The 21,353-nt window shown below is 36.9% G+C and carries 9 protein-coding genes; 4 read left to right on the top strand and 5 right to left on the bottom strand.

All coding sequences use genetic code 11. From position 1 onward, the window contains the following. Positions 1–18: 18 nt before the first annotated feature. From BLS98_RS13825 to BLS98_RS13810, 4 genes are all read right to left on the bottom strand, one after another. Positions 19–7,059, bottom strand: coding sequence for a type I polyketide synthase (locus tag BLS98_RS13825; RefSeq protein WP_089737094.1), 7,041 nt, complete (start codon positions 7,057–7,059; stop codon positions 19–21). A gap of 744 nt (positions 7,060–7,803) precedes the next feature. After that, entirely contained in the window at positions 7,804–8,412 is a 609-nt protein-coding gene (locus BLS98_RS13820; protein WP_089737093.1) for a hypothetical protein, read from the bottom strand. Positions 8,413–8,489: 77 nt separating this feature from the next. After that, a complete protein-coding gene (gene glsA / locus BLS98_RS13815) occupies positions 8,490–9,503 on the bottom strand; it encodes a glutaminase A (protein WP_089737092.1) in 1,014 nt (337 codons plus the stop codon). A gap of 147 nt (positions 9,504–9,650) precedes the next feature. Further along, a complete protein-coding gene (locus tag BLS98_RS13810; RefSeq protein ID WP_139166122.1) occupies positions 9,651–10,955 on the bottom strand; it encodes an ArnT family glycosyltransferase in 1,305 nt (434 codons plus the stop codon). Positions 10,956–11,571: 616 nt separating this feature from the next. Here BLS98_RS13810 and BLS98_RS13805 point away from each other — a divergent pair. Then, positions 11,572–16,515 (top strand): PKD domain-containing protein, encoded by a 4,944-nt coding sequence (locus BLS98_RS13805; RefSeq protein WP_228436024.1) that lies wholly within the window; start codon positions 11,572–11,574, stop codon positions 16,513–16,515. A 223-nt stretch (positions 16,516–16,738) separates the two neighbouring features. Here BLS98_RS13805 and BLS98_RS13800 read toward each other — a convergent pair whose 3' ends face one another. Further along, complete coding sequence (locus BLS98_RS13800; protein ID WP_111994768.1) at positions 16,739–17,548, bottom strand: phospholipase D-like domain-containing protein; 810 nt, start codon at positions 17,546–17,548, stop codon at positions 16,739–16,741. Between the two features lie 405 nt (positions 17,549–17,953). On the opposite strand from BLS98_RS13800, the gene BLS98_RS13795 reads away from it, so the two are divergent. The 3 genes from BLS98_RS13795 to BLS98_RS13785 all read left to right on the top strand — a co-directional run bounded on the left by BLS98_RS13795 (position 17,954) and on the right by BLS98_RS13785 (position 21,271). Continuing rightward, entirely contained in the window at positions 17,954–18,538 is a 585-nt protein-coding gene (locus tag BLS98_RS13795; protein ID WP_089737089.1) for a YdeI/OmpD-associated family protein, read from the top strand. A gap of 106 nt (positions 18,539–18,644) precedes the next feature. Beyond that, the gene (locus BLS98_RS13790) at positions 18,645–19,343 is read left to right on the top strand and encodes a DUF1826 domain-containing protein (protein ID WP_089737088.1); all 699 of its coding nucleotides are present in this window, start codon (positions 18,645–18,647) and stop codon (positions 19,341–19,343) included. A 128-nt stretch (positions 19,344–19,471) separates the two neighbouring features. Further along, positions 19,472–21,271: a POTRA domain-containing protein gene (locus BLS98_RS13785; protein WP_089737087.1), complete on the top strand. Its 1,800-nt coding sequence runs from the start codon at positions 19,472–19,474 to the stop codon at positions 21,269–21,271. Positions 21,272–21,353 lie beyond the last annotated feature (82 nt).

The following is a 21,353-nucleotide window of genomic DNA, read 5'->3' as shown; positions in this document are numbered from 1 at the left end:
CTTAGTGTATACAGAGGGTTACCAATTATTTCCTGACATGATAAGCACTTGGCTTTCAGTTCCGTATTTTATTTCGTTAAGGAAGATTTCTTTTCCTTCATCCAATGGAATCATGGAAATTCCTCTACGTTCGTATTCAGATTCTAGGGTGGAAGAAACCATTCCTGCTCCTTTCCAAGGTCCCCAGTTGATGGAGATTACTTTTCCTTTTAATCTTTTATTCAGAGCGTTAGCGTAATCATCCAGTACACTGTTGGCAGCAGCATAATCTGTCTGGCCTTTGTTACCGTATACGGATGCGATACTTGAGAATAAAACAACGAACTGGCAGTCTGTACGAAGTTGTTCAGCCAATACACGAAGTGGTTTTACTTTGGTATCAAATACACGTCCGAAAGAAGAGGTTGTCTTTTGTTTGAATAATTTATCTTCTAAAAGACCAGCTCCGTGGATCACCCCATCTAAACGGCTGTATTTTTCATAAATACTGCTGATTAAATTGCTTAATCCTTCTTCGTCACAAAGGTCTAATGATTGATAAATAATAGTGTTTCCAAGCGCTTCCATATCACGGATCGTGCGTAGGATCTGGTTATTTTTATAAACTTTTGTAGTTTCTTTTTCAATCTCAGCAGGTGAAGTGAATTTTCCGGATTTAATCAAGTAAGCTCTGATTTCTTCTTTAGTCTTCATTGCTTCCAATTCTTTCGCAGAAACTTCATTTCTTGGGTCTGCTGATCTTCCTACCAAAATATAAGTACATGGATAAGCCTGAGACATGTGTTTTACCAATTCTGCGGTGATTCCCTGTGCACCTCCAAGTACCAATACCACTGATTTTTGGTCTAACTGAATGTGAGCTTCATTTAAACTTGTAGACAATGGGGAAGGGATAATGTCTACCTTATGTCTTGTTTCGTTTTTATAAATAACTTCAGCAGGTTTATCGTTCGTTAAGATTTCCTTTAAAGTAATCTCAGCAATCTGATCTACTTCCTGAGGAGTACTCAAACTGATGAATCTACAAGTAGTATGATCGAATTCTCTCGCCAAACTTTTGAAAAGTCCAGGATACCCTTGGTGATGACGTAAAACACTTACATCAGTTACTTCCTGAATATGAGCAGCAATATCAGAGATTAAATACACCCATTTTGCTTTATCGAAATCCAGTTTTTTAATCAAATCAACATGATCGATAATGCTTGGTTTATCTGTTGCTGAGAACAGGTCTAGCATGATTAATCCGTCAACATGTGAAAGGTCTTTGTATGCGTCTACCAATTCTACGATAGCTCCGTGCTTTTCCAACTCAGTTTTAATAGCTGAGGTTTGTTGAGTGTCATCCTGAGTGATGGCGAAACGTTTTCCCTGCAAAACATCTGTATTTTGTACGGAAGAAGCATCTGTAGGCGTGATGTCAAAACGAAGACGTGATAATACATTGTTAGTTGGTTCAGAAGTTATTTCTTCCTTTACTTCGTTTTTTACTTCACTAGTGTCACCGCTCATTTCACTGATCCAGCTTGCCAATCCGCGAAGGGTTTTGATGGCTGCTAATTTTTCCATCACATCATCAGCCTGCTCAAGATTCTCTCCGAAACCGATCTTGTTTTTAAGATCAGCAATGATCTCCATACGTTTGATGGAATCAATACTAAGGTCTGCTTCTAAATCTAAGTCAAGCCCTAACATTTCTTTTGGATATCCTGTTTTCTCGCTTACGATATTTAAAATACCGTTTTGAAGGTCTTCTAATGATAATGCAGATTGAGCCTGTGGTATTGAAGCCACTTCAGTTGCAGTTCCATTTTGTTCTGGAGTAGCCGTTGTATCTGCGCCTGAGAACTCAGTAAGCCATGAAACTAATCCGCTTAAGGTTTTGATGGCTGCCAATTGTTCCATCACCATGTCTTCATTGGTGTTTCCGTTGGCTAATGTTCCTAATTCACTACGAAGTGTTCCGATGATTTCTACTCTTTTGATAGAGTCGATACTTAAATCAGCTTCAAGGTCCATTTCCATCCCAAGCATTTCCTGTGGATATCCTGTTTTATCACTTACAACCTGTAGTAATAAAGCTTTGATATCTCTTGTAGGAGCTGCTTTTACAGCAACGGCAGTAGCAGCTACTGTAACAGTTGTTGCTTGTTGAACCTGTTGTACAGGAATTGTACGTTCAGGTGCTGGAGCCGGCATTGGAGTATTGTAAACAGGCATTGGGTTCACCTGAGGATTCTGTCCCATAAAGGAAAGCATCACATCACGTTGTGCCTGTATCATGAGTTTCATACTGTTTAAATATTCCTGCAGCATACGTTCTGCCGTAGATAGGCCTTCCGGTGCAGGAGCTTGCGTATTATGATTGGTAAAATTGTTCATAGGAATAGGGTTTATGATAGGGAGTGCACCATTAGCAGGTAATGAACCTGTTGTCGGATGTGCAGCCTGTCCGTTAACACGCCAGATGGCAGGGCTTTTCTTGTACAGTTCAGGTTGATTAATGTCAACACGCTGAACGAAACGGCCATCGAAAAGTTTCTCAATATTGAAGCTGCGTCCTGTTCCTAAATACTGTGCTAACATACAAAGTAAATGGGTGAATTTATTGCGGCTGCTGTCTTCAACATATAAAGTCAACTGGTCTTTTTCAATACATGATTTTGCCAATCCTGTCAGGACTTTTCCTGGTCCTACCTCGATGAAGATCCTTGCTCCATCGTTATACATCGCCTGCATCTGCTCTACGAATCTTACAGGCTGTACCAAGTGGTCAGTCAGTCTTTCTTTGATGTCTGAAGGATTCGAAGGATATACGTTTGCTGTTGTGTTAGACCATACAGGGATCTGCATTTCCTGGAAGGAAACCTCTTTTAATACATCGGCATATAAACCTTTAGATTTTGCCAATAATGGGCTATGGAATGCACAGGCCACTTCTAATTTTTTAGCAGAAATACCTTCCTGTTTAAGGACTTCAAGTAGTTTATTGATGGCTTCCGTACTTCCTGCAATAACACATTGAGTAGGCGCGTTGAAGTTAACCGGATAACATCCTTCCACCTTAGCAATGATCGGTTGTAAACGTTCGTGAGTAGCACTTGCAGCTAACATTGAACCCGGATCACCACCTTCTACTGAGTTTAGAATAGATTGAGCTCTCTGGATACTTAAATCAACTAATTGATCTTCTGCAAATACGCCTGAGAAACATAAAGCTGGTAATTCACCATAGCTGTGACCAGCCAGCATATCAGGAATGATTCCTAATGATTCTAAGAATTTAGCCAATGCAAGATCAACAATTCCTAAAAGCGGTTGTGCCAGACGGGTGTCTTTAATGGTTTCTTTCTGTTGTTTTAAATCCGCTTCACTAAATGTTGTAGAAGGGAAAACTACTTTTTCAAGCTCAGGATAATTGTCGATAATCTGACGCATAGCCGGGAAGACTACGAATAGATCACGAGCCATATTAATTCTCTGACTTCCTTGTCCAGGGAATGTAAAGGCTACCTTACCTTCTTTTTTACTGACAGTGAAAGTATCTTTAGTCTCTATTCCTAATAGTACTAATTCAATTTTCATCATCAGATCTACAGCGGTATCAGCTACGATACTGAATTGAATTGGTTTCTCTGAATTAATACTTAAACTGTAAGCAATATCTTTTAATGGAATTTCATCATTGATTTCCAATAACGTTTTGATCTGGCTTGATTGTCCTTTAGCTTCTTCATAAGTATTCCCACGGAATACAAATAATTCTGAAGGCCATGACTGCATTGCAATTGAGTCATCTTTTTTCGGATGATTAGCAATTACAGTGTGGAAGTTTGTTCCTCCAAATCCAAAAGCACTGATTCCCGCATATCTGTTTTTCTCAGTCCATAATCCTGTTTCAGCATGGAAAGAGAACGGGCTGGTTTGTGCGTTATAATAAGCGTTCGGCTTCTTAAGGTGAAGGGTAGGAGGTTTTACTCCATGGTAAACGGCAAGAGAAGCTTTGATTAAACCTGCTAATCCTGCGGCACACTTGGTATGTCCGATTTGGGTCTTCACAGAACCTAAATGCGTTTGTCCAGGTAATGCTCCTGAACGGCTGAACAGGTTTGTTAAAGCACTTAATTCTGTTTTGTCTCCAACAACAGTTCCGGTACCGTGAGCTTCTACCAATCCTACAGCTGCAGCACTGATTCCAGCTTGAGTATAAGCACGTTCTAATGCTCTTACCTGACCTACTTTTCTAGGAGCAGTTAATCCAAGGGCTTTACCGTCACTTGATCCGCCAACTCCTTTAATTACAGAGTAAATACGGTCACCATCGTTGATCGCATCTTCATATCTTTTCAGAACAAGGATTGCGATTCCTTCTCCTAGGGCGATTCCGTCTGCTTCACTGTCAAATGTAGCACATCTTCCTTTTCTGGAAAGAGCGTGGGTGCTGGAGAACATCAGGTAATCGTTGATTCCGTTATGTAAATCTGCACCTCCGGCAAGAACCATATCAGATTTTCCTAATACAAGTTCCTGACAAGCTAAATCTAAGGCAGCTAAAGATGAAGCACAAGCTGCATCTACTGTGAAATTTCTTCCCCCTAAATCCAGACGGTTCGTAATCCTACCTGCGATCACGTTAGCCAAAATACCAGGGAAAGAATCCTCTGTAGTGTGTGGGAAGGCTTCTTTTACTTCTTCGTGAAGTTCTCCAAAGACCTGTTTATAATATCCTCTGAAACTATAGCTGTTGGCAAGGTCGTTACCACCTTCAGCTCCGATAATGACAGAGATGTTTTCTCTATTAATATGTTTTTCACCATATCCTGCATCTTCCATGGCACGTTTTGCTACCAATAAAGTCAGCAATTGTGTAGGCTCAATAGCAGCTAGAGACTGTGGTGGAATCCCGAATGCTAATGGATCAAAATCAATTTTCGGAATGAAACCACCCCATTTTGAATGCGATACATCTGCTTCGTCTGAATCCGGTTTATAATAAAGCTCTTTATTCCATCTTTCATCCGGAACTTCGGTTACACTGTCTTTTCCTAGGATGATGTTTCTCCAGAATTCGTCTAGATTTTTAGCGCCCGGGAAAATACATTCCATTCCAACAATGGCGATATCCAATGGTTTTTCGCTGGATGTAGGTAATTCCGATAATGCTGCTTCCTGGATGTATTCGTAATTCCCAATACTAACGTTTTGGTGAAGCTCTTCAAGGGTAAGCACCTTGTTTTGCATAGTGGCAATCTGCCCAATCATGTACATTCCAAGGTCCAGCTGATCGTCTTTAGGAATATTGACCAATTGGTCTCCCTGGCGTTCAATTCCCTTAGCTGCGATTCTTAAACGGCCTACGTTTAATTTTTCCAATTGCTCCCATACTACTTTTTTGTCTGTTCCGGCTGCCATAAGTTTGGCTTTCTCGGTATTGAAGTGGTTAGCAAATGCTGTATTTAAACAACGGGTTTCATGTCCCGGAGCTGTTTCTAATAAGACTGTATCTTTAGCCTGCATCGCCTGTACCTGGAATTCCTCCTGGATGGCTCCTGTTTGTACAGCTTCCTGAGTGTACAGATAAGCCGTTCCCATCAAGACACCCACTTTTACCCCTCTGGCAGCTAATGGAGCAGCCATAATGGAAACGAATGCTGTTGAGAAATCATTATGGATTCCACCTGCGAAAAATACACTGATATTTTCTGGATGGTCTTCTTTTAATATACGTTCAATTTGTTTTTCCCAAAGAACCATGCTGGATAATGGGCCAACGTGGCCACCACATTCACGGCCTTCAAAAATAAAGCTCTTGGCCCCTTCTTTAAGGAAAATATCCAATAGGGCAGGAGATGGAACGTGTAGGAATGTTTTTATTCCTGCTTTTTCAAATACTTTAGCTTGTGCGGGTCTTCCTCCTGCGATTAAAACTACAGGCGGTTGGGCTTCTAGGATGTAAGAAGTCTGTTCATCTCTTAGTTCCTGAGGGGCAAAACCTAAAATACCTACTCCCCATGTTTTGTTACCTGCTAGTTCTTTTGTATCCATTACCAAAGACTTCGCTGATTTACCTGTAAGTAATGATAAAGCTACAAAAGGTAAAGCTCCGGCTTCTGCTACTGCATTGGCAAATCTGGGAACATCGCTTACACGGGTCATTGGACCTTGTGCAATTGGATATTTTAAACCAAGTTCCTGTGCTAATGGATTGTTTTGATCAATAACCTGAAGTGCTTTTGCTTGCTTCAGATGACCATGCATAGCTTCTTTAAGTCCGAAAGCCATTTTTTTCAGGGTTCTGAACTCTTCGTACAGATCAGTTGCCAGCGAAATATCCTGGCCCATAGGGATGTAGCTCTTGCTGATATCAAGATCTGTAAAATATTGTTTAAGATCTTCAGCATTGATGTCATCCGGTAATGCAGGAGAATTAGGTCTTACCAATACTCTGTGATTGGCAATGATTTTAGTTTCAGTTCCGTTAAGTTTTGAACATAAATCTTTTATGTCTTTTGGTACAGAACTTTCAGGGAATAAAGCAAGTTGGCTATCCAGAACAACTCCTGTTGCTCCTAAGGCTTTCACAGCTGAGGCAGTATGGAGTCCTATTCCCCCCTGTACCCAAACCGGAATGCTTTTGATTTCATTGATAATTCTTTGGAATAATACAAAGGTAGATTCGTAGCCGATTTGGCCTCCTGCTTCATTTCCTTTAATGATAATTCCTTTTGCTCCTGATTGTTCAGCTTGTTTAGCTTCTTCCAAACTGGTTACCTGATAAATGAGATCCAGATTTGAATTTTGAGAAACGGTCATTCCGAATGGTAAGATCGCAAATCTTACATTTTCGGGAAGTTGAATTGCTGATAGTTTTTCATTGGAAACATAAATACCATAAGAAGGTAAGTTTGTTTCTTCAAGTTGACTAATTGCTGCCCGGGCGGTCGTTAACTCTTGGCCTAAGCTGAGGACAGGAAATATACCCGCCTGATGCAATTTAGGCATAAGGTTGACATCCGGCTTTTCAAAAGGCGTTAGTCCAATAATGGTTACGTTTTTCATGGCGTGATATGTTAGTAAGGATTTTGTAAAAAGTGCATAAATCTTTGATATAAAGAGAAATAACTGATTACAAAACCATAAAATTGGTTTTTATTAGATTTTTAATTGTAAAGCTTATTTGTTGAATATTTTTCAACAACATGTAGTTGGCCCTAAGATGATTAGAGTTAAAAGTAGTGTCCGGCTTTTCAAAAGGCATTAGCCTAATAATGGTCAAGTTTTTCATTGCATTTAGTATTAAAATAATAATATGCGATTTTGCATTAAAACATCAATCTAATGGGGATAAAGACTGATTGTTTGTGATGCGTGAATAAAAATAATAAATTTATGATATTTTGTTAATCATAAATAAAATTCGATAATAATTTTTTAACAAACAAATGTTAATTGTTCAAATGTTATAAAAGTATACGGTTTATTTTCTTATTCGTTATAAACAAGCCGGCACAATCTAGGTAACTATAAAAATAACTAATTATAGTTAAAGAAATGTTAAGCAAAGATAGAAATAAAAAATAAAATATTTCAAAAAGAAGAGATTTGTTTTTGTTATATTACCAAAAGATAACATACCTGTTTGACGATGAAATCGGCGTAAATTGATTTTGAAAATACTGTAAAAATATTTGTTTATTCCGCATGAAACTGAAATGGAATACTATAGGGGAGAAAATAGGAAACGGATTTTGTGAATTATTGATAAGAAATGTTAAAGAAATATTAATTATGTTATTCATAAAATTAATAAAACTGTTTTATAGTTTCAATCACTCCGGTTTTTGAATCAATAAATAGATAGATAGTTCCATCATCATGAAACAGATCACTTCTTTTGATTTCAATCTGCCCTAAAAAGAATAAGGGGGAATTGTTTTGAATAGGCCATTCTGGATTTTGTATCCATTTGGGTGGTTTTGTCTGGTATCTGAAAAGTTCAATATACCGTTGTTTGATATATTGTTTTTGTTCAGATTTTGAAAGACTTTTATCTTCTGGTAAAATGTGTTTTTCAATAAAACTTAAATCTGCGTCTATATAGTTGGGGCTGGTACTTAAAAGCAGATTATCATCATCAGAATGTTTCGAAGTTTCAGTAACCTTTACTCCTTTTTTGTCTAAAAAGAGCCGGATTGTCCCTTGAGCATTTAGCAGCCCCGCAGGATCTTTATAGTTCTGTTCTGCTAAATATAAAAATGGACTGGTATCCTGAAGGTAGCTTCCTTTCCAGTTGATGGAAGAGTCTGAAAGTAATTTTTCTAATGCTGAATTGGTGTAAAGCTGCTGCTCAAAATCCTGGCTGGAAATATTGCCCTCGACAAAATCTTTTAAAAACTGTATTTCATCTTTCATGAGCTATAGTTATTTATTGTAGGTTTATACGAGTATCAAATTTACAAATCAAATGACTTTCAGGCTCTTTTAGCATATTAAAAAATGCTTAAGTTATATTGTTTCGCCAGATCTAAAATGATGTGATAGCCAGCTAAAGAGTTTCCGTGTTGATCTAATGCGGGACTGAATACTCCAATACCCATTTTCCCCGGAACACTTACTGTGATTCCACCACCTACTCCGGATTTGCTTGGTAATCCTACCATTCTGGAGTATTCTCCACTGAATTCATACATTCCTGCAGTCAGCATCTGAGATTCTATCAGTTTGGCAATATCTGCATTTTTATATTGAGAATCGCCATCAAAACGTACACACTGGTTTGCGAAAAAGTATCCGATTTTTGCCAGATCTTCAGCCGTAAGTTCAATAGAGCATTGTTTGAAATAATTATCCAGCTGATCTTCATTTCCTGAAATCAAGCCGCTGTTTTTCATGATATAGAACATTCCGCGGTTACGGTGTCCTGTAGATTTTTCAGACTCATATACCGATTTGCTGTATTCAATGGTAGAGTTCTTGGTAATGTAGCGAACCATATCCAATACTTTAAGGAATGGTTTTTCACCTTCACCGGAAATCAGAGATGTGGTAAGGATTGCTCCTGCATTCATCATTGGATTAAGCGGTTTTCCTGTTGTTTCAAGATTAGAAAAATGATTGAAAGGTCTGTCTGATCCGAAATAACCCATTTTATCAAAAACATTCGTTTCGCCTCTCTCATTTACAGCAACCATCAGAGCGATGATCTTGGAAATACTCTGCATAGTAAATTTCTTTTGAACATCACCGGTGCTGAATACTTTCCCGCTTTTATCCACTACAGAAAATGCAATCGCTTTAGCATCCATTTTACCTAGTTCAGGAATATAGTCAGCTACTTTTCCCTGAGTGTAATAATTTCTGTTCTTTTCTAAAATGCTATTTAAGGTTTTCTCTGAAATGGGGGAAAGATCTGTTGTTTTCTGAGCATACATCACAGTATTTAAGGATAAAAATCCTGCAATAAGAATTCCTTTAGCGGAAATTAAAAAGCTATTTTTTTTCATGTAGAATATTTCGAATAAAGAGTTTATAATGATCCTCGAAAAAACAAAGATAAGATATTTCATTTTTTGTGCAAGGTTGGGTAGGGATGGAAAGTTTTACTCTTTTACCTTTGTGCTATGGTGTCTATTTCTATTTTAGGCTTACAATTATCTTATGAGTTCAAAATCTTTATAAAGGAGTGTTCCATATTGATCCAGCATATGGGTTTTACTATTTTCAGTCTTGCCATTTTCTGTATTGGAATAATAGAGTGTATATTTTTTATTAATGATATCTTTCTGGTCTTGAGGGCTAAGATGTTTAACGATTTTTATATTGCTGTTTTTATCAAAGTTCCCAATCAGTGAGACCTGTTCGGAATAGTTGCCTACATGGAAAATGGCAGGCTGATTTCCGGAATGTCTTTTAATTTCCCGGATAAGGTTATTGCAATATTTTAATTGCTGATCTTCATAGTTTTCATTAACGAATATCCCTCCCATAACCCTAATTTTCTGTGTATTTATATGGATTAAAAAAGGAGACAGAAGTAATGCAAACAATACGGGTTTCATGAGTTTTTCATTCAAAATATATTGCAGAAGAATAAGGACAAAAGGGATAGATGGAATTAAATAACCTGATTCTAATGGATATCTGATAAAGAATGCCAGATTGGAAACAATCATTAGAATACTGAATATTGCAAAATCATTTTTGGATACATTCTTTATTTTTTGATAACCTCCTTTAAATAGCTGGATGATTAAACCTGAAATAATAGCCAATATTCCTAAAGCTCCATAAATGTATAATGTGGAAAGACTTAAAAGACTACCAAGACTAACTTTTGCATCACCATAACTTTGCAGGAAGCCAATGCCATATTTTAAAATAACTGGTGAAAAGAAAACGCATGTGGAAAGAAAGGCTAAAACTGAAAATTGTAAAACCTTTTTGATGTCCTTTTCAGAAAAAGTATAGAGAAGGAAAGCGAAGGCGGGAAGAAAAATAATATTGTTGAACCTTGCGCTTACCATAAGCCCACATAGTAAAGCGGAAAACCACAGATTTTTTTTAAGAAGATGATAAACGCTTCCTAGCAAAAAGAACAAAGACCAGTTATAATCCATAGCTATTGTACTGCTGAGGTAGATAATTGGAACAAATGAAAATACTACGGAAATAAGAAAAGAAAGTTTTATTGTAAGAAAATTTAGAATCTTAAAAAGATACAAGCAACAACCTATTGTAAATAAAACCGATAGTAAATTGATTGCCCAATAAGGGTAATCATATACTAATGAATATAAAAATTCCGGAAATGGATATCCGGGAAAACGGGAAACATTATAAATATGGTCTTCATGTATTATTTTTGCTGTATATACTTCTCTCCAGGCATCCAAATCAGCTCCCAGACTGTTGAAAATAAAAGGCAATCGCGATAATAGTACAATGATTATTATCATTATTTCCTTGAAGTATTTTTTCATTTTACCAGTTAATTGTTTTCTGATACAAAATAAGTTCTTTTTGCTTAATAAAAAAGATAGTTTGAGATTTATCTGTAGCTGCGATGGGCTAATTGTGTGTATTTGACTACAGTTTTAGTTGTAAAAGATTCATCGCTATTGGATGTGCTTACTGGTACTGATATTGAATGATAATTTAAATGAGGTAGTTTCGACTCTTGGAAATAAATTTTCTGCACTCTTTTTTTTTTTTTTTTTTTTTATTTTTTTTTTAATTTTTTTTTTTTTTTTTTTTTAATTTTTTTTTTTTTTTTTTTTTTTTTTTTTTTTTTTTGTTATGATTTTATCGTTAATATTCTATTATTGTTGTAAAAAATTCATTGTTGATATTGTTTTTGGTTAATTTTATTCTAAATATTGAAGCTTAAATGAGCGAAAAATGATTTGTTTTTGCTTTAAAATGAGAATAATTAATTTTTTTATCAATAATTACCAGGAGTGTGAATTAAGGTTTAATCAGTAATTACGGTATATTGTTGATGTTTAGATTGTATAAATGCAATATTTTTCACTGATAAATGATTTTGTTATTAGAATTTTCATTAATTTCCAAATGAAAATTAATACATTTTTATTAACCATGAAAAACACTACTTACTTTAGTAGGCAGCACATCTTCAGATGGCTCCTGCTATGCTGGCTCCTTGTGCCTTGGGGGCTACAAGCACAATCATCAACCCATATTACCTGGGATTCTCAGGTCGGATGCCAGATCTTCCGTGGCGAAAAAGGTTCCGGAGATAATTCCGTTGCCGCTTCTTCTATTGATTCCGGTGCGTGCGTCCGGGTCTGTGAAGGCAGTAAAGTAAAATATACTGCTCATGGCTCAAATATTAGCTTTGTAGCATGGATGCCTACCGGTGGAGTGCTACAGACCACTTCAGGTGGAGCCAATATTGAAGCTGAAATTTTATGGGGTACTGCAGGAGCAGGCTCTTTACAGGCAACAATTACATTTACGGATGGAACTGTTGAAACCAAAGATATCTGTATTGAGAAGATCAATAAACCTTCTGCAAAATTTAATCTCGTTAACTTAAAGGACAGAGCATGTAAAAATACTGAGGTTCATTTTGATAACGAGTCTCATGCTAATGGTGGGACTGATATTGTTAATTATTTCTGGGATTTTGGAGATGGAACAACATCTACAGCTTTTGAGCCGTCTCATACTTATACTCAGGCTGGAGGAGTTACTGTTACTTTAACGGTAACCAACAAATGTGGTTGTACAGAAACAACGTATCAGAAATTAGACATCACGGAAGCTGCACCGGTACAGATTAGCTGTGCTTCAGTGGTATGTGAAGGAAGTGCCGAAAGATACAGTGTAAAGAATGGCTGTAAAGGAGAATGGCAAGTAATGGGAGGATCTTGGCAACAAATTTCCGACAACGAAATTGAAGTAAAATGGGATAATGTAAATCCTGAGGATGGCTTTGGCTATGTAATGTATAAATCTGAATGTGGCTGCCCGGAGTGGACTACTGTAAAAATTCCTGTGATTTTAAAAAATGCAAGAATTAAAGGAGAATCAGTAGTGTGTCTGGGAAAACAATATACCTATTCGCTTCCACAGTGGCCTACTACTCAAATTGATTGGGATGTGACAGGACCTGCACCGGGTCAGTTGACTTATAACCAACAAAGAAATGAAATTCTTTTCACAGGAAATGTGCCAGGTACTTACACTCTTACCGCTTCATATAAAAATACTTTACTATTATGCGGAGGTGATGCACAAAAAACGATTGTTGTAGAAGCACCTGTAACAATATCAGGGGGGAAAGAAGAAATCTGTGTGGGAACACCACAGACATTTACGGCTTCACCTACTGTTCCTGTTACCTGGAATGTTACTCTAAATGGTGGAGTAGTATATACATCGCCACAACCAACAACAGCTCCTCTTGATTATCCTTTCTTGACACCAGGAAATTATGTGATTACAGCAATCAGAGGTGGATGTGAAAGTAATGCATTATTAATTAAGGTAGTGAGTATTCCACGACCGCCAAGAGGATTTATTCTTGGAAATGTTGCAGTATGCCCAAATAAACCTTATGTATATTCACTTGTAGCATCGCAACCAGCTGGGGTAATTCCTGTGTGGAGTGTTACAAATGGTGTTATTCAGGGAAGTAATGCTGGTAATAGTGTTACCGTTATATTTAATCCTGGTGCATCTTTATACTCAGTATCGGTTGCTTACAGAACGGATAGCCCAGCAGCTTGTCTGTCTAAACCATTATCATTGGATATAAAACCAATGAATATTAATAAGATTTTTATTAAACAGAATTCAGGACCTTTCTGCCCAAGCAGTACACAGAATTTTGACGCTAATTTAGGCGATATTGTTCCGGATTCTATGGAATGGAGTTTTGAAAACCCTAACTTCGGAAGTTTTGTATCCGGACAAGGTACTCCTAACATCACAGTAAATATCAATGAAGTTGCTAATAACGTATATTCAACTAACCTGAGACTGGAAGTTGTTGTATGTGGGCAAAAAAAGGTAATTACAATGCCTGTTAGTAAATTAGCTCTTCCAGTGGTTAATTTTACGAACGTTGGAAAAGTGTGTTTAGGTTCAAACCTTCATTTCACTGTTAACCAGGGAATAATAACTTCAGCAACAGATGTTACATTTACTTTTGCAAATGGAGATACCTATACAACAACATTTAATCCGTCCGGAGTTTATGATTTCCCAAATAACGGGTATATCCAGAACGCTACAGGTGGAAATGTTAATCAGATCGTAACGGTGACTTACAGTGGAACGAATGGGTGCGTGTACAAGCCAACAGCAAGTGCAAGTTTCATTATTCTTCCTGAAACAATTATTACCGTTTCACCGGTATACAATCTTATGGTTTGTGATGACTATCCTTTACTGCCTTATACACTTACAGCTAACAGCTCTACAGGGCTTACAAATATTATAGAGTGGCAATGGTTTAGAGATGGAGTTTCATTACCAGGGTTTAATACCAACTCATATACTTTATCAGGAACTGGTCTTGCAGGAACCTATCAGGTAAGAGCTAAAGATGTTAATGACTGTTATGTATATTCACAGGAGATCAAAGTAATTAATTCTTGCCCAACAGCTAGTAACTGTGCGTTACCTCCTATAGTTACCTTTACGCCAAAATGGACGGGCTGTAATACCATTACAGTAAATAATTTAAATGTAAGTACCCCTCCGGATGAAATCCAATGGGTAACGAATAATGTGCTTACTTTGGTAAGTCCGCAAGGGCAGCCTACAGCTACATTCCAAACTAATCTTGCCGGAGCGCATATTGTGAGTGTACGTTTAAGATATGGCTCGTGTTGGTATTCAACAAGCTTTGAAGTTCGAAAACTATATGAACCTAAGTTCAATATTGGCCAGGTGTGTAGTGGTAACGGATATAATGTTACTTTGTATAATTCATCTACAATATTTGAAGTTAACCCTTCTAGTTCTATAGAATATAGATTCAGTATGACTGGACAGCCGGATCAAGTGGGCCAGACAGCTACGTATAATAATTTGGCGCCGGGTACTTACACCTTTACGATGAAGATGTCTATACCTTCACAGCCATCATTGCCAGCATGTACGATTACGAAAACTATAACGTTGGCACCTGTTCCAAATACGACTTTTATGCTTCCTTTTCAAGCATGTAAAGGAGAGGTGATTACTCTTTCACCTGGTTCATATACAGCTGGAAATATTTATACATGGTATTTTGATGGAACAGCTTTTGTGACTTCACAACAGAATATGAATGTTACATTCAATACTGCTGGTACGAAGAGCGTAAGTTTGATGGTTAAAACTCCACAAGGATGTGAGTATAATTCTACTGTACGTAATATTACTATTTATGAAGCTAATTTAGATGGAAATCTTACCCCTCCAAATGCGGTTGCGTGTTTAGGGACATCTCCACTTATTTCATTTGTGCCTTCAGGTACGGTACCTTCAGGTTATATTTGGATGAATGGGAATGTTCAAGTGCCGGGAGCACCTAATTCAATGAATTTTGTACCAACAGAATCAGGGAATTACTGGCCGGTATTGGTTTCAGCAAATGGATGTAAAACGAATGCAATGAGTATTAAAGCGGTAGGTGTTGCATTTAAAAAACCTCCGTATGTAAATATATCAGGACAGGCAAATATTTGTGCCAATAGCTATGCGACACTTAGAGGTATTTTAACAGATAATACGTTGGAATACAGATGGAAGAGAAATGGGGTTCCATTGTCGGCAGGATGGCTTACGTCTCAGTCAGTTGCTTATACTGTAAGCGGATTATCGGCAGGTACCTATACCTTTACTTTGGAGGCACGTGTACCAGGAACTACAGATTGTTCAGGTTCTAAAGATTTTGTTGTTACCGTAAGCAGCCCACCAGCAGATCCTATAGTGACATATACTCAGGTAGGATGCCAGCCTTATAAAATTCAACTTACAGCATCCGGACCTGCCAATGGAGAGTATAACTGGAGTAATGGAATGAGTGGACAAACCATTACAGTGGATGAAGGAGGATCATATAAGGTATTCTATACTGCACCAAGTGGCTGTAAAGTATTTGGGCAGATCAATGTACCATTGAGTATTGAAAGTTTGATGTGGGTATTCCCTACAGGTTGTTATAGCTATTGTAGAGATAAGCAGCGTTATATTCTTGGGCCAAAAGGCAACTTTGATTATCACCAATGGGAAAGATTCGGAGTTAGTTTGCAAAATGGAACCAATACCTTTATTGATGCATTCCACTTTGCTGGTACGCCGGGAACTTACAGGCTGAGAATTGATCAGACTGCAGGTGGAATGTATTGTAAATATTATTCAGGAGCATTGAATTATTATCCTGGAAAAGATTGCGGTATAGAAACACAATGTAACTTTGATGTTAAAATTACTGCATTCAAATGGGATGGTGATCATTATAATGTTCATGGAATAATAGTTAATACTGGAAGCCAGCCGGCAATGCTTGATATTTCAAGTCTTAACGGATATGGAACTTATTTCCCATCTATGATTACCATTCCGGCAGGAGGAACATATGATATGAATTCTAATCCATTGACATTCTACCCGAATGCCAGCTTCCCTGGAGGAAGTGATGTAATCTTATTCTTAGGACAGGATGATTGTAAGTTTATTGGTGAGCCGGAAATTAAAGGCAAATCTGTTTTTGCAAAAACAGAAAATACACCAAGTCTTACTACGGCTTCTTCTCTGAAGCTGATGCCAAATCCAGCTAAGGATATAGTGAAGGTTTCGTATAATACCGGTAACGAGAAATTACTGGCAACGCAGATTAAGGTTTTTGATACCATGGGTAATATCAAATTCCATAAGGAACTGAAATCATCTTCAGGAGAAGTGAGTGTAGATGTTTCTAACTGGTTGCAAAGTACTTATATTGTTATTGTACAAGCAGGAGAAAAATCATTGCAAGGCAAATTGATTAAAAATTAATCCATACTTCATTTTAATAAGCAGTGTTCTCTTTGGAGAACACTGTTTTTTTATATAATAAGGTCGCTCAAGAGAAGATGTCTATTTTATATTAATCTTATTATTATAACTGTGTCATTGTGAGCATAGCGAAGAATCTGTGCTGCGGATGAGCTTCCGCCTTCATTCGAAATCGGAAATTATTTCTGTGGAGCTAATGACAGTGATGTGAAATGGTATATAATTACCACATATCTTCGCTGTAGACCTGTCTTCCAAGATAGAAAATCTCGTGCTTCTTTAGATTCATATTATCCTCAAAAATATCATGAACAAAGCGAACCAGCTCATTTACTTTTTCCTTTTGGGTAATTCTGATACGGGACTCAAAATTAGAGGTAAATCCACTCTTGGTATAGTTTAATGATCCAAGATAGGCTACTTTTCTATCAATGATGTAAATTTTAGAATGCAGGAACTTATTATCATAGCGGTTGTTTCTGATGTATTTGAAATTCAGATTTTCAGAGTAATGATAGGTGTAAATCTCCATTTTTTCAACTTCTGTTTTCTTTTCCCAGCATCTGAAGAATCCATACAGAGAGGCGATAGCTACCAAAAGAGCCACTAAGTTATTTGAATTGGTAAGATCATCAACAAGATGAATTCCAAAATAAATGAGCGCAAAAATTCCCAGACAAAACAACACAATAGAAGATAAAAAGAAAAGATTTTTCAGACTTTCCCTTTTCTCTTTTTTCTTTACGTCCGTTACCCGGTTCTGATGAATCAGTTTTCGTAATATGCTTCCGTATTGCTCGGGCCGCAGATCACTGAAGGCCAGTCTCACATTGATATTTCTGTTCTTCAGCATCAGAAGGTCATCCAGCTTTACTTCATCAATATAAGGGGAAATGATAAGAACTTCTGACTGTGCATTCAGGATGTCTTTATTCAATTGATTGCCTGCGTCTTGTCCTACAAATACTTCAACTCCTTCACTGTTTTCAGTATCAATTTTAAAATAATATTTTTGCCTTTCCTTATAATACACGTTTGATGTTCTTAGATCGTATTGAAAATTATAATGTTTCCTGGGATATCCATTTCTTTATAATCAAGATTTAGAATAAACCGGAACTTCCTTAAGTTTTTAATTTAGGCGCCAAATTTACGGTTCTTTTTATGGTTTGCTTTATGGGGAAGCATAAAAAATAATATATTTTCATACTAAATATTCCAGATGCCTTGGATACTCTTCCGGATGAATACCTTATTCCATAAGCTCAAAAATGACAACTTTTTATGAAAAATAATGAATATCTAAAGCTGTATTTATCCTTTCTATTCCCCCTATTTTCCTCATATGAATTACACCTGATTTTTATATAATGTATTACTGACATACACTTGTCAATCCCATTGATTATCTTTACAATAATAATGGAAATAGACTGTCATGGAAACAACAAATAAAAGAAAAGAAATCCATATAGAAACAACGCTAGATTGGAGGGAATGGTTAGAGAAATTTCATCAGGATGAGCAATCAGTCTGGGTAATTTGTAATACCCAAAAATCAGGTTTACCCGTAGTAGGTTGGAGTGATCTTGTGGATGAAGCACTTTGTTTCGGTTGGATAGACAGTACAAAAAAGACGATTGACGAAGGTTCTTTTAAACAACTATTCAGCAGACGTAAACCCAACAGTACTTGGTCAAGAATCAATAAAGAAAAAGTAGAAAGGCTGATTAATGATGAACTGATGAAAGAAGCCGGCCATGAATGTATAAGAATTGCAAAAGAAAATGGTTCCTGGGTTATTCTTGATAGTGTGGAAGATCTTACAGTACCGGAAGATTTAAGCGAAGCTTTTAAAGGACATAAAGGTTCAGAAGAGTATTTCCAAAGCTTAAGCAAATCCATGAAAAAAATGATGCTGCAGTGGATTATTCTAGCTAAACGACTGGAAACCCGAAAGAAACGTATTGATGAAATAGCGGAACATGCTGCACAGGGAAAGAAACCTAAGCATTTTTTGTAGGCTGACTTTTATACACTTGGGGTTCTGATTTCTGGATAATGGAGGTTAATAAAAGCTATTTCTTATTTTTGCAGAGAATAAATGACTAAGCAGTTTATTCTACAATATGAACGATACATTTTCCGATAAACATCAAGTAGGAATAGTTTCTGCATTTTCTGAACTTATACACACCGATTTTCAGGGTGATATAAACGCCATGTGCTGGTACAGGAATTTAGACGGAGATTTTAAAGAAATTGTTTCCAAGCTTCAGTTAAAAGAGAATATTACCGAAATTTCTGCTGAAGACCTTTTAGCATTGCCACTATCGGAAGAAGGAAATATAGCAAGGGAAATAATCTTAAATGATTTACAATTATTAACGGATTTCGGAGCATCACCATCGCTCAATCTGCTTAAAAATTATGATCGGGATGAAGAATTCGATTTTATTTCAACAGATGTCTATTCGTACCATGTAGATCGTTCACCCATTGGAACAGATACTTTTTTATGCACTTATTATGGGGCAGCAAGTGATATATTGCCCAATAACCAGGCTGTGCAAAAAATACAGGTTCCCGAAATCCGGGAAAAACTCAAAGAATTACATGACGGACCTGAAGAGGAATTTGAAGACTTTCTGAAGGAATGTTTCTTCGATCTGCATTATCAGGCTAAATCCAATGCAGAGCCTACCAATCTGGGATTAGGACATCTCTGGCGGCTGGCAGTAGATCATCCGGCCCAAAAAGTTTTGCCTTGCGTGCACAGAGCTCCTGTTGAAAACGAAGGCGAATATCGTCTGCTTTTGATTTGTTAAGTTGTTTTGAATGGTATTGCAGTTTGACTTTTCATTCAAAAGTAGTACCTTTAAAAGATATTATCCCTATTGTAGGGTCTGTTGACCTGTAAATTGATGCTGTAAACTGTATTGAATTTTGATGACTAATGACTAGATCAATTGTATTTTTAATTTTCTTTTTAAGTGGTTTTTTCTTTTTAAATGCACAGGAAAAGAAAGATTCACTTTATTATAAAATAGAAGAGTTTTCAGATAAAAGAAAAGTCACTAAATTTCTTCATCGCTTCATATTCCGTAGGGAAGCAGATTCAACCTCTGTTAAATCCAGAACCGAAAAACTGCCACAGGAAGCCTATAATAAAAGATATATCCGAAATATCAGGATTGAAACCATTGACCCTTTCGGGTATGGATCCAAAGATCAGAAAGAAAAATTAAAATGGTACGATTGGTTTGCAGACCATCTTCATTCCACCACAAGAACCTCTACCGTTAACAATTACTTACTTTTTAAAGAAGGAGAAGAATATAATGCTCAGAAACTTTATGAATCTGAACGTTTGATGAGGGCAATGCCTTTTATAAACAGGGTGAATATCAGCGTTTCTGATGATACTTCCAGCAAAGATTCTATTGATGTGGTGGTAAAAGTACTTGATTCCTGGAGTTTAAAGCCGAGACTGAGCTATTCAGGAAGTAAAATTGGTTTGGGAGTGACCGAAGAGAATGTATTGGGCTTAGGCCACACATTAGATTTCCTTTATAGAAACGATTCCAAAGAAAAACAGGACTATGTTTTAGGAAGTTATACCACCCATAATCTTTTTGGGTCTTATATCAGTGCTCAAATCCTTGGAGAAAGGGACTTTGCAAGAAATGAAAGAATCAACTTCAATGTCAGAAGAGACTTTTTCTCCCCATTAACCAAATGGGCGGGTGGTTTCACTTTTGAATATTTTATGCGGAATGTTTTACTGCCGGTGGAAACCGATACTGCATTTCCGGAAGTTCAGATTAAAGTATACAACCAGGATTTATGGGGAGGTTATCAGATCCCGGTCTCGTCAGATCCCAATGAGAAAGTGACCAGTAATATTGCGGTCATAGGAAGATTTCAGAATTATCAGTACAAAGACAGTCCGGGAATTGATCAGTATAAATATTTTAGTTCCTACAATAGTTTTCTGGTATCTGTAGGGCTTATTAACAGGCGATTTTCCGTTCAGAAGAATATTTTCCAATATGATTTGCCTGAGGATATTGCTTACGGAAACTCTATAAACCTTATTGCCGGTGGATTATCAAGAAATAAAGAAACGAATCCTTATGTAGGAATTTCCGCATCTTATGGAAGCTTTACAAAGCTGGGATATTTTACATTGAAAGCCCAGTTTGGAAGATTTTTTAATGAAGACAGCCAAAATAGGGAGTCTTTCCGTATAGATGGAACGTATTTTACGAATCTTATGGATTGGAAATTTGCGAAAGTAAGACACTTTTTTTCTCCCACTTTAGCGTTGGGAAATCCTCAGCATAATTATTCGTATAAAGATAGAATTAACCTTTCTTCGCCGGATGAGTTTCCTGTTTATAATGCAGATTATATCGGAACTAAAAAAATGGTGTTAAGATATCAGCTTCAGATGTTTATTGATAAAACGTGGAAGAATTTCCATTTCAGTCCCTATGTAACGATGGCGGTAGGCTGGCTGGGTATGCCTAATGATAAATTATTGAATACCCGGGCAAACACTAAAATAGGAGTAGGGGTTTTAATTAATAATCCGTTCCTGGTGTTCAATAGGATTCAGGTTTCCTTTACTTATTATCCTCGTGTTCCATTTGATTATAATTCAGTCTTTGATTTTAACAGCAACCGAAATAACCTTCTGCCAATGAATAGCTTTGCGACGGAAGTGCCTCACTTTGTGAATTTTGGAAATTGATGAGTAAGATTTCTTTATCTTAATGACTTCTCAGGATATAAAAAGTTCTGATCATATCAATGTAATTTCTATATTTGTGCGA

The organism is Chryseobacterium jejuense (assembly GCF_900100075.1).
In the GTDB taxonomy this organism is placed as follows: domain Bacteria; phylum Bacteroidota; class Bacteroidia; order Flavobacteriales; family Weeksellaceae; genus Chryseobacterium; species Chryseobacterium jejuense.
Note: the sequence above shows the minus strand (reverse complement) of the source record. Positions and strands in the feature narration are given on the sequence as shown.

Excerpts from the sequence above, each read along its gene's own strand:
- BLS98_RS13825 (WP_089737094.1), bottom strand. The coding sequence starts at position 7,059 with ATGAAAAACGTAACCATTATTGGACTAACGCCTTTTGAAAAGCCGGAT.
- BLS98_RS13820 (WP_089737093.1), bottom strand. The coding sequence starts at position 8,412 with ATGAAAGATGAAATACAGTTTTTAAAAGATTTTGTCGAGGGCAATATT.
- glsA (WP_089737092.1), bottom strand. The coding sequence starts at position 9,503 with ATGAAAAAAAATAGCTTTTTAATTTCCGCTAAAGGAATTCTTATTGCA.
- BLS98_RS13810 (WP_139166122.1), bottom strand. The coding sequence starts at position 10,955 with ATGATAATAATCATTGTACTATTATCGCGATTGCCTTTTATTTTCAAC.
- BLS98_RS13805 (WP_228436024.1), top strand. The coding sequence starts at position 11,572 with ATGAAAATTAATACATTTTTATTAACCATGAAAAACACTACTTACTTT.
- BLS98_RS13795 (WP_089737089.1), top strand. The coding sequence starts at position 17,954 with ATGGAAACAACAAATAAAAGAAAAGAAATCCATATAGAAACAACGCTA.
- BLS98_RS13790 (WP_089737088.1), top strand. The coding sequence starts at position 18,645 with ATGAACGATACATTTTCCGATAAACATCAAGTAGGAATAGTTTCTGCA.
- BLS98_RS13785 (WP_089737087.1), top strand. The coding sequence starts at position 19,472 with ATGACTAGATCAATTGTATTTTTAATTTTCTTTTTAAGTGGTTTTTTC.